This is a genomic window from Streptococcus mitis, from assembly GCF_023110375.1.
GTDB lineage: Bacteria > Bacillota > Bacilli > Lactobacillales > Streptococcaceae > Streptococcus > Streptococcus mitis_CI.
Genome location: NZ_JALDVV010000023.1, coordinates 1 through 10423, shown reverse-complemented (window position 1 = coordinate 10423; position 10423 = coordinate 1). Strand labels below are relative to the sequence as shown.

General features: G+C 38.3%; 17 protein-coding genes. 15 read left to right on the top strand and 2 right to left on the bottom strand.

The genetic code is table 11. The features are described 5' to 3' along the window. Positions 1-101 precede the first annotated feature (101 nt). Together M1G12_RS09790 and M1G12_RS09785 are read right to left on the bottom strand one after the other, a co-directional pair. On the bottom strand, positions 102-1268 hold the full coding sequence (locus M1G12_RS09790; protein ID WP_247942098.1) for a tyrosine-type recombinase/integrase: 1167 nt from the start codon (positions 1266-1268) through the stop codon (positions 102-104). An 845-nt stretch (positions 1269-2113) separates the two neighbouring features. After that, on the bottom strand, positions 2114-2704 hold the full coding sequence (locus M1G12_RS09785; RefSeq protein WP_247942097.1) for a helix-turn-helix domain-containing protein: 591 nt from the start codon (positions 2702-2704) through the stop codon (positions 2114-2116). A gap of 217 nt (positions 2705-2921) precedes the next feature. On the opposite strand from M1G12_RS09785, the gene M1G12_RS09780 reads away from it, so the two are divergent. The 15 genes from M1G12_RS09780 (at position 2922) to M1G12_RS09710 (ending at position 10125) form a co-directional block, all read left to right on the top strand. Next, entirely contained in the window at positions 2922-3116 is a 195-nt protein-coding gene (locus M1G12_RS09780) for a helix-turn-helix domain-containing protein (protein ID WP_000794674.1), read from the top strand. A 100-nt stretch (positions 3117-3216) separates the two neighbouring features. Next, positions 3217-3402 (top strand): hypothetical protein, encoded by a 186-nt coding sequence (locus M1G12_RS09775; RefSeq protein ID WP_247949837.1) that lies wholly within the window; start codon positions 3217-3219, stop codon positions 3400-3402. Between the two features lie 510 nt (positions 3403-3912). Further along, a complete protein-coding gene (locus M1G12_RS09770) occupies positions 3913-4203 on the top strand; it encodes a hypothetical protein (protein WP_084953890.1) in 291 nt (96 codons plus the stop codon). Positions 4204-4247: 44 nt separating this feature from the next. After that, positions 4248-4400: a hypothetical protein gene (locus M1G12_RS09765; protein ID WP_247949836.1), complete on the top strand. Its 153-nt coding sequence runs from the start codon at positions 4248-4250 to the stop codon at positions 4398-4400. A 1-nt stretch (position 4401) separates the two neighbouring features. Further along, positions 4402-4617: a hypothetical protein gene (locus tag M1G12_RS09760; protein ID WP_247942092.1), complete on the top strand. Its 216-nt coding sequence runs from the start codon at positions 4402-4404 to the stop codon at positions 4615-4617. Then, on the top strand, positions 4614-4907 hold the full coding sequence (locus M1G12_RS09755; RefSeq protein ID WP_247942091.1) for a hypothetical protein: 294 nt from the start codon (positions 4614-4616) through the stop codon (positions 4905-4907). The genes M1G12_RS09760 and M1G12_RS09755 overlap by 4 nt, the downstream gene beginning before the upstream one ends. Beyond that, a complete protein-coding gene (locus tag M1G12_RS09750) occupies positions 4888-5229 on the top strand; it encodes a DNA-binding protein (protein WP_247942090.1) in 342 nt (113 codons plus the stop codon). The genes M1G12_RS09755 and M1G12_RS09750 overlap by 20 nt, the downstream gene beginning before the upstream one ends. Then, complete coding sequence (locus M1G12_RS09745; protein ID WP_247942089.1) at positions 5222-5494, top strand: hypothetical protein; 273 nt, start codon at positions 5222-5224, stop codon at positions 5492-5494. Before M1G12_RS09750 ends, M1G12_RS09745 begins: the two co-directional genes overlap by 8 nt. Next, complete coding sequence (locus M1G12_RS09740) at positions 5491-6006, top strand: hypothetical protein (protein ID WP_247942088.1); 516 nt, start codon at positions 5491-5493, stop codon at positions 6004-6006. The genes M1G12_RS09745 and M1G12_RS09740 overlap by 4 nt, the downstream gene beginning before the upstream one ends. Continuing rightward, entirely contained in the window at positions 5999-7453 is a 1455-nt protein-coding gene (locus tag M1G12_RS09735) for a virulence-associated E family protein (protein ID WP_247949835.1), read from the top strand. The genes M1G12_RS09740 and M1G12_RS09735 overlap by 8 nt, the downstream gene beginning before the upstream one ends. 406 nt (positions 7454-7859) lie before the next feature. Further along, positions 7860-8129, top strand: coding sequence for a hypothetical protein (locus M1G12_RS09730; RefSeq protein ID WP_023947507.1), 270 nt, complete (start codon positions 7860-7862; stop codon positions 8127-8129). Between the two features lie 96 nt (positions 8130-8225). Next, positions 8226-8891, top strand: coding sequence for a hypothetical protein (locus M1G12_RS09725; protein ID WP_247949834.1), 666 nt, complete (start codon positions 8226-8228; stop codon positions 8889-8891). Between the two features lie 3 nt (positions 8892-8894). Next, a complete protein-coding gene (locus M1G12_RS09720) occupies positions 8895-9101 on the top strand; it encodes a hypothetical protein (RefSeq protein WP_049497377.1) in 207 nt (68 codons plus the stop codon). Between the two features lie 48 nt (positions 9102-9149). Continuing rightward, positions 9150-9650 (top strand): terminase small subunit, encoded by a 501-nt coding sequence (locus M1G12_RS09715; protein ID WP_247942085.1) that lies wholly within the window; start codon positions 9150-9152, stop codon positions 9648-9650. Positions 9651-9732: 82 nt separating this feature from the next. Next, a complete protein-coding gene (locus tag M1G12_RS09710; RefSeq protein WP_247942084.1) occupies positions 9733-10125 on the top strand; it encodes an ArpU family phage packaging/lysis transcriptional regulator in 393 nt (130 codons plus the stop codon). The last annotated feature ends 298 nt before the right edge of the window (positions 10126-10423 follow it).

Sequence of the window (10423 nt, the reverse complement as noted above, 5' to 3'; positions counted from 1 at the left end):
TTATGAGAAACGTGCTAAATTTAAAATAGGGTGTGTAAAACCCTTGATATAGCTACTTTTCACGATTGAGCTAATGGATTTTTAAGCTTTTTGTGGACTTTTTAGGAACTTTTTAACTTTTCAATGGCTTTTGCGTAAAATGAAGTAGCGTTTTTCTTGTTGTCTTTGGACAAGTGGCTATATGTATCCATGGTTATTGATATCTGAGAATGCCCTAGCCTTGTTTGTATTTCTTTGTAAGGCAGTCCTGCATTGAGTAAGATACTAGCGTGAGTATGACGGAAGGCGTGGAAAGTTAAACGAGGGCAGTCAGAAAGTTTTAAATGTTTCTCAAGTCTATGTCTAAGCGTCCTAGCGTCTCTATATTCATCGAAATAATTAGGGAATACTTTCTCATAAGTCAAGCCTATTTCTCTACCCACTTGCGCTTGTCTATTTTTGTAAAGCCGTAGCATGAGCACTGTCTTATTATCCAAGTCAATTACTCTTACGCTTGATTTTGTTTTAGGGGTGGTGACTTCCTTTTCACAGTTTAGAGTTTTGTTTACGTCTAGTGTACCGTTTTGTAAGTCAATATCAGACCATTTCAAGGCTAAACACTCACGAATACGCAAACCAGTAGCTAAAAGCGTCTTATAAAGCACCGTATCGTAGAAATTTTTGTAAGTGTTTGGTAACTGCTCCAGGTAAGTCAAGAATTTTTTCAAGTTATCATCATCCAGATATTTCAGTTTTTGCCCTTCTTTTGCCTTACGACGTGGGACGATAATATCACGGGCAGGATTAAAGGAGATAACTTGCAACGATACGGCATATTTAAGTATTCGCTTATTTAGCGAGTTAAGTTGCGGATATTCTTGGTAGCCTTTGCCTAGTTGATTGTACTCTTTTGCCCATTGATTAACTTGCTTTTGAATAACCGGGGGCGTTAGCTTATCTAGTTTGTAGTTTCCAAAGGCTGGAAGTAGATAGTTATTTAGTCTACTCTTGATTATTGTAAGTGTTGCCTTTTTAACTGTATGGCAGTACGTTTCTAGCCAATTCTCCACCAGTTCGTCGTAGGTATTGATTTGAACCGCCTTATATACTGTTGAGCCTCCTTTTTCAAAGTCTATTTGAGCCTGTAGCGCTTTGTCTTTGAGTTCTCTCTTGGTTCGCCCTGATATCGTCGTCTTGACTTTCTTACCCGTTACGGTATCGATGCCAAGATACACGCTTGAGCGATATACGATAGTCCCGTTTTTCTTTTTGTATTCTGTAATCTTCATGGTTTTACTCCTTTTCCATCAGCAGGCAAGCAATTAGAAAAGGTTTTGAGTTTATACCATGCGAGGGGCTACTAGATCCCCTTTATTTTCGATTTTAATTAGTCAGACGGCAAATTGTACCAGAAAAGGGAACAAGGCGGATATGGGCTTATATGGGCTTGTTTGTGATGGGTGTTTTTGATATAATGTTTTCGCCCCCTCAATTTAGAGAAGGGAGGTGTTATATATGCTAGAGTTGTTTTCCCTTTTTCTAGCTCCGTTACTTGTTAACGTACTATCTGAGCTTTTCAAGCTATGGATAAAGAGACGCAACAAGTAGCCTTTAACCCTTTAAGAGGGTAGCAAAAAACCCCATCGCTGGAACGGTGGGGCTTTTTAGTTACATATGCTAGAAGCACTGTTTTTCCCTTTATGCTTTCATTCTAGCATACATGCCCCAATATTTCAAGAGTTTTATTTTTTTTGATATTGTTTAGAGCGCTTTAAGCGTTTCTAAAATGCCAAAGTGTTGAAAATCGTCTAAATTATACCGCATTATACTTCATTAGAGAGTTATAGCCTGATGAGCGTGAGAAATGCCGTCAGTCGCTTTTTAAATGCAAGAGTGGTATAATAATAGCGTAGACTAAAGTTTGGGAGTCCGAACTCTGAAAAAATCCAATCATGAACAATACCAAGGTCGTTTTCTGGTGGTTTATTTAGTCTTATTCTCGGTATTATCGCCTGAATCTTTCCCGTTATTTCAGTTCAGGCGATATTAGACAAGTCAGCAGTAGCAGGCTTGTCTTTTTTTGTTTTTATCTATATGCTGTCGGCTTCGACCATGACTATATTTAGTGCGTGATTTATTTGCCCTCAGATTCTCTAAGGAAATTTAATACATTTTCCACATTTTTATACTCATCTATAGATTGCATACCTTTAAAAATTGTCAAGAGTGTTTGCGAAAATGCTGAGTTCAAGTTTAAAACTTGATTTTCAAGGTATCCCAATGCTTTCTTTTCACTATCTGAGAACTTTTGTTTCGCTTTTAATTGCGCATTTAAATCAAGATAAGGTATTACAATATCTCCTAATTTTTGAGTTACATTATTTATATTTTCAGTTAAATCATTATTTTTTGCAAAATCTCTTAAAACTCTTAGTTCTTCTCTTCTTTCTTGCTTCCGTTTTTCTAGTTCTTTTACCAAATATGGTTTAGAAATTTCCGAAATTTCATCCCACTCAAAAGGGTGTTTTTCTACATCGTTACTAAACCCCAACAGATACCCAACGCTTACCCCGAAGTAGTCAGCTAGTTGCTGGGCTTTCTCTGGTTTGATTTGGCTTTCTTCGTTTTCCCAGCGTGATAGAGTCTTTTCTGATATGCTCATTTCTTTTGCTATTTCTTTTTGAGATAGCTTTTTTTCTTTACGTAACTCTTTCAATCTATTCATTTATATCAACACCTTTCAAATGTATTATATCATTCTTTTTCTTAAATCAGACAAAAAAAGTCCAATTAAATAAAAAATATCCTTGACAAAGACAAAAAGTGTCTGTATAATAAAAACCAATCAGACAAAAAGTGTCTGAAAAAAATCTCCAGAACAACACTTTTCAATCTATTCTGCTGGAGATAGCTTTTAAAGATAATAGAAGGAGGTAAGACATTTGAAAAATAATATGCGTGTTATTTTAGCAAAGAAACGCTTGAAGGTGGCAGATGTTGCAAGAGAAACAGGGCTATCAAAAAGCACATTGACTGCATTGTATTATGAACGTTCAAAAAATCCGACTTTTGAGACATTGCAGAAAGTAGCTGACTTTTTAGAAGTTACGATTGATGATTTGTTAAAGGTTGGATAAATAGAAAGGAGCGACCCAATCGCAATACTATATTACATCTACAAGATACTCCACTGGTGCTTTACCACTTGGGATTGACAACAAAAAAAGGAGAAAAGAAATGAACTTTAAAGAATTTAAAACATGGCTAGATGATGCCGTGAGTATGACGGAAGCTATGGCATTACCTGAAAATAAAGGGGTACTTGACGACTTGATAGAGAATACGGCCAATAACCTAGCTTTTATCGCTGAGTTAGTGGAAAGCCGTCAACTGATTTATAAAAAACCTAGACATGAAGATTAAAAACGACAACAAAAAAAGTCACTTGCTCAAATTTTGGTCGAGGAGAGCAAGCGACTGGATCAAGAATATAGATATTTTTTCTATATCTCAATTATAACAAAAATCAACTATTCAATCAATAACAACTAATGGCAGGCAAGCAATTAGAAAAGGTTTTGAAAAGTATAGAGCGCCAACTCTTTAAACTGGTCATCACTACATACGTTCGCCAACTTGAGGCAATAGCCCAGCGTTTGGAGTGGTGTCAATCCTGTATAGTAAAAAACAATTAAAAGGCAGAAAAGGAACAAGAAAAACTGTATAAGAAACAACTCAAAAAGCCCCACGCTCTCGGTCGGCAAACTTCTGAGCGTGAGGAACTTCATTGCAAGAAAAACTGTATAAGAAACAACCATTCAAAACCCCCACACTCGCCATCGCCCAACTTTGAGTGTGAGGATATCCAGTATAGTAAAAAGCATTAAAAAGCCATCGTGGCAAGTATAAAAAGATAGAAAAAAGGTAAAAAACATGACAACAAAAAAAGCAATATCAAGCCAACAAGTTCTATTATCGGCTGAGAAGCTAGCAGAATTAGGGAACGAATTAACCGACATCATGAATGTTTTAGAAATGAATAACCTAGCTCTTGAAGGGCTTGAGTTTGCACTACAGAATGATACAACCACGTTCTTATGGCTTGCTAAAAAATACACTGATACAGCATACGCCCAGAATGAAAAGCTATACGATCGTCTAAATGAAATAGCCTTTTTGCTTTTGAACAATGACGACGCTAAAGAGCTGGAGGCAATGCAATGACACTAGACCTAGACAACATGACACAAGCAGAATTTGATAAATAAATGGCTGAAATCAAGGAGAGAAATCCGAACCTCTTCCAGTTTATTGCTGATTTTGTAGATCGAAAAGTAAGCGCCGAAGAGGTGGACGACTTCCTGAAGATGGAGCGAACTGATCAAGTGGACTATATCAAGAATTACAAAGCGAGGGCATAAGATGAATGAATTAGATTTAACCAATACACAATCGGTAATCTGTATGGTGGTATTAATTGGCCTACTGCTTTATTTAAACCACCGAGACCGCAAAAAAAGCGCCCAAATTGAGCGAGAAAACCAACAGACGATAGAAACACCTAGCGAGGATTTAAACCCTGATTATGGGCGATATATCCAGCTTGCAGGGGTAAGAGTTTACGGAGGGATGAAATGAGTTACATAGTGAAGATATACCTTGATAGTGAAAAAATACCAGATGAACCTTATTTTACTAAAGATATTTTTCTAGCTACGTGTATGGACAATGCAACAAAGTTAGCTGTAACTATGGGCTTGTTGACAAAACAAGCGTTTGATTTAGAGACTAAGACAGCTATTTTGAAAACCTTGGATACAATCATAGAAACTCAAAAAGATATTTTGCAAGGGGTAATGAGCGGACAAATAACCTTTTTGAATAAAAGCAAAGGAGAGGAGGAACTGGATGAGACTATCAGAGAATGATAAACGAGTATTAAGACTAATCAAGGTAGGGGCTGAGAACTCCATAACAGGGGCAGAAATCAGCCTGACAACCAAGCTAACAGAAAGAACAGTACGTGACATCATTAAGCGCCTAGTAGTCAAGCACAACATCCCTATTGTGGGGGTTAGATATGGCGTTTTTAGTGGGTACTTTATCCCAGCGAATAAAGGCGAGCTACTAGATGGCGCTAAGGCCTTTTACAACCAAGTACAGGAGGAGAGCAAGCGCCTAGCAGTGTTGATGAATAGCGATCTAGAAAGCTACAAAGAAACCTTGAAGGAGGTGGGCGGATATGTTTAGCCTAAGCCGAGAAAGTGAGCATGACCTAACTCATGGCATTCTGGAGGTAGTGGAAAGATACCTTGAAGCGCATGAGAAAGCACCGCAGAGACTGACCAAGCTTATAAATAGAGTTGAACTCAAAGAGGAATTGAAAATTAGTGACAGCACGCTAAATAAGTGGGAAAGGCAGGGTTTAAGACGCTATCAACCGCCTGACGATGGTTCAAGAATGATTTACTATTTAGTGACTGACATTTGGAAGTTTATGGGGGTGGGAGAATGAGAGTGATAGAGTTGGTTCTATCCGCTGACAAATTGCCTTTGTTTGGCTTTCTCAAATCTACCCCAACCCAAGTATGGAAGAATGGCAATCACTACAAATTTATCTACTTTGAGCCAATAGGCGAGGGCTTGACGGCTTTTCACTACAAAGGTTTGTATGTGGCAGTTAAAGACGAAAGCGAGGAAGTAGAGGGCTGGGAACTGACCAGAGATTTAGAAATAGGTTTGGCCAGTCCCGACTTGCTGACAATCCTGAAAGATTTAGAGGTAAACAAATTGACCGAGCAACGGCAGGGGCTTGGAGTGGAGTTAAAAGGCTGGGTTTTTGACCTGATTTGTAACGGCATTTATACCAGATATGAGACTTCACTGTTTGTCCGCTTGCTATTTGTGAATGGTTACAGTTTTGGCCAATTAGTGGACTTGTTTTCAGCAATCGTCAAGCGGAAAGACCTAGCAAGCTATTTCCTAGAAGTAGCGACAAAATTCTATAAGGAGGTGGCTTTTGAATAGCAATGATATTGTAAATAAAATCATTGAAGAAAATCAGAAACAAGCGTCGCCTGAAGTGGTGGACTTGACCCAAGCAAGGGAGACCGATGAGGAACACAATAGCCTGGACTTGGCAAAGAAAGCAAGAGGCGATGGCTTTGCAGTCAACTTGGACAATCTCAAGAAGATTTTGAGCGGAGATAGCAAGCTAAAAGGGGCTATACAGTACAACGTCTTCACTTATGAAATTGACGTGACTAGACCAATGAAGCTAAACGGTAGAACCCTGAGCGGTGCGATCGATGACCTGATTATCAGAGAGATTAGGGCTTATATTGCTACCAAGTACAAGATGGACTATAAAAAGCCTGACATAGCGGATATTTTGGAAGTGGTAGCTGGAGAACATAGCTACAACCCTTTAAAAGACTATCTGGAATCTTGCGAAAGCGAGTATAAAGAGTTAGTGAATCAGCGCGATCCATTTGATATTTTAAGGCATTATCTCAATATCAAGGATGATGAATATAACCGTATTATCATGGACTTGTTTTTCCGTGGAGCGGTTGCCAAGGTGTTTGACCCTACCATCAAGTTTGACTTTGTGCTGGACTTGACTGGAAGGCAGGGAGTAGGAAAGACCCAATTTTTTGAGGGGCTTTTTACTCACAAGTATTTTACAACCGTTGAGACCTTCACAGACAAAGATGACAAGGCTAGAATGGTAAGAAACTGGTGTGTATTTGATGATGAGATGGTGGCCAGCAAAAAAGCTAGTTTTTCAGAATTGAAGAAATTTATCACAGAAACCAAGCTAGAGTTTAGACCACCTTACGCCTCCAGTGATAGGCGATTGCCTAAGAGTTTTATTATCGTGAGGGCAACCAATGACCATGATTATTTAAATGACTTGACAGGAGAAAGGCGCTTTCTGGTTGCAGAGGTACACAAAGACACCAACTATAAGGGCAGGAAGTGGACAGAAAAAGACCGTAGAGCCTTTTGGGGTGCTATGGTGATAGCTTGGAGAGCTAACCAAGTCTTGAACCTGACAGACGAGCAGGAAAAGCTAGTAAATGAGGTTAGAAGCCGTTACAAGTTTGTAGATGAAATCCTTGAGGATGTTGAGCGTTATTTAGAAACTCCCTACCCTAAAAATATGTATCAATTCCCAGCAACAGACAGTACAAGACACTACTATATTCATGACATGATGAACCACGGCTATCATATGGGCGCTAATGGCGTAGAGATTCATCTAGATACTGGAAAGTATGGGGAACTGGTGGAAAGGGACAAGTTGACAGTAAATATATTCTTTTCCGAGGTTTATTTGAACAATTCCCCCAACCCTAAAGATAAGAACAAGGTTAAGAAATTCATGCAAAACAAAGAGGGTTGGGAATCGAGGGACTCCCTTAGATTTGGTAAAAGCGTCAAGCGTGGATTTGCTAAAATAAAAAAATAAAGTGTAGACAGTGTAGCCAAAAGATAAAAAAACGGCTACACTGAAAACCCTTGATACTGTAAGAGTTTCAAAGAGGTGTAGACAAGACGAAAAAAACGGCTACACCCCTAAACCCTTGATATTACTGACTTTTTAATATAAATGTAGCCAAAATATATATTTTATAAAAGTATATATAATTAAATACCTAATACGTTATTTATATATTTTTTTTGAGATGAAACGGCTACACGGCTACACAAGGCGAAAACCCTAGGGGCTGTAAGGCGGAATGCGTAGCCAATAGATATTCAAAAACGGCTACACTTTACCCAAAACCTAAAATAAAATGGGGTAGATAGTACCGACCCCCTTGCGACGGTGTAACTACTAGTGACACCCTTAAAACAGAAAGAGGAGAGACAACATGACATTAAAAGCATTTTCAGAAACAGCACCAAAACATACATTTACTTATGAATTTGGAGACCTAGAAGACGCACAAATAGCAGGACTAGCTTTATTTGGATATATGAGAGGTACTTATCTAGTGCCAGCTATTAAACTAAGATATAAGGAAAACGGAACGCTTATCGCTGAGTATTTGGAGGATAACAATCTAGATATCAACTTTAAACGCATTTGTGAGGTTTTCAAGAATAGCGAAAATCCAATAGATGAAGAAGTTGAAGAGTAGAGAGGATATAAGTAGATGAACTACAATAGAGACCCCGTGACTGGATTGGATATGGCACTCTAAACTTAATAAAACAACAGAAAAGGAAAGAATAAGATGACAGAAACACAAAACACCAACAACATTGAACAAGCGCAAAAACGCCAAGAACTAGCCCAAAAAATGGATAAAGCACTAGATAAAATCACTAAGGAAGTGAACGCATTGATTACACAAAACGAAAATGCGATTGCTGAAGCTGAACGAGAAAAAACACAGTTACTCCAAGACCAAGCGACCGCCCAACGTGAATACGATGAAGCGGTTGATGAAGTAGACAAAGACAAGCTACGCAGTGCAAAGGATAACTTATGGATTGCTGAAAGTAAATTAAAAAAGAACGCTAAAAAGCTGGAAGACTTGCACAATGAAGCACTGATGAACCTTGAAGATTTTAAGGCAAAAATCGATGAACTAGATTCAACGGTTGACAAAAAACATAAGGCGCTTTATGATAAAGCCGTGGATTTGATGAAAGAGATTGATCAGATTGATAATGAAATTATCGCTGATTCAGATAAACTCCGAACTCTTTACCATGCTATGGCTTACAAAGTGGGGAAAGGTAAGAGAGAATTTACCTTCAGTACAGGGGGGTCTAGAATTTCTCCAGTTGGTGGAATGATTGATTATGTACCAACATATCCAGTAAAACCATTCTTAGAAGAAAATTATAAACAAGTTTTTGGTCGCACTTATAATGACGCGAAAGGACATTTTTAAAATATGAAGAGACAAATTAGACACAAAATTGAACCAGTTCCGACGATTGTAGAACTCTTTAAACTAATGGAGGAGCACCAGCAAGCACATCCAGAGTACGAGCGTTATAATTTTAAATACATTGAAGATGGGGACGCTATCGGTGCAATCATTGACTACAACGTAGAAGAATCAGTATTAAAAGCTGAGCAAGAGCAAGATAACGCTTAAGACAAGGGGGAGTTTTCCCCTTTTTGTCGCTTAAGGAGGTGAACTAATGTGACAGATAAGTTAACGCAAAGACAAGAAAAATTTGTCCAAGGACTAATAGCTGGACTATCTCAAAGAAAAGCATATAAAGAGGCTTACAACGCCCAAAAGATGGCTGATAGTACGATAGATTCAAGGGCTAGTAAGTTGCTGAAAGAGTACAAGGTTAATACAAGGTACAGAGAGTTATTAAAAGAGTTTTCAAACCGTGCTTTGTGGTCGAGGGAGCAGGCTTTTAATGAGTATGAATGGCTAAAAAATAAAGCTAAATCTGAAATTATCGAAAGTGGATTGAAGCCTAGTAATTTCAATGCCTTTCTTTCTGCTTTGCATGGGATGAATAATAGCGCTTTTCGTGATTTGGAGTTACTGGACGAGAAGTTGCGAGCAGAAATCAGTGTGATTAAGAGTAACATCCATCAAGAAACTCCAGTTAAGGATGATAAATTTATAGAGGCCATGAGCGCAATGGTTGAATCCGTCTGGGAAGATGAGATTCAAAAGGAATAGCCTTAGAATACGAAAAAAAGCCAAGGCGCTCCGCCTCAGCTATAATCTCAATAATATTATTATATCACAAAGGAGCGAAGTAATGGAACTGGATAAGTTTAAAACGATGATGAACGTCAGAGAGCGGATGACTTACTTTCTACGTTTCCAGAGGATGGCAGGGAGTGAAAACCAAGTTGCGATAGATGAAGAGGCTTGGAAGCTTGTCTTACCTGATCAGTGGAATTTGAGCGGTGAGCATGAAAAAGCAATCCGTGAGGGGTTGGAGATATTCGCCCACGACATCAACAGCATAGAGAACAAGCGAGCCAGAAAATACTTTATTATCCATTATTGTTATATGAGAAAGAAAACAATAAGCGAATGCGTAGAAATGGCAGGTACTAGCTCCACTAGCTACCATCGATACAAACAGATAGCCGTCTTAAACTTTGCGAGAATCCACCAGAACGGAGAGCTGGAAGTATATAAGTAAGTGCATATCATCTTTATAGGATATTTTGCCCTATCGTCTTTATCGTGTTATAATATACCTATCAGCAACCAGCAATAAAAAAAAGCACGTTTGACCGTGCTAGTTTCTTGCCTGCTGAACTCATCGATTGATTGCCCTTTTGTGGGGGCTTTTTTTGTGGACTTTTTTAAGAACTTTTATAGTCTTTTAAAAAGTCCTAAAGACCTGCTATTTTTTAAGATTTAATAGTATAAACGCTTTAGGTATTTTAATGAAGACTAAAAGTTTATCATTTCTATTCTTATGAGAAACGTGCTAA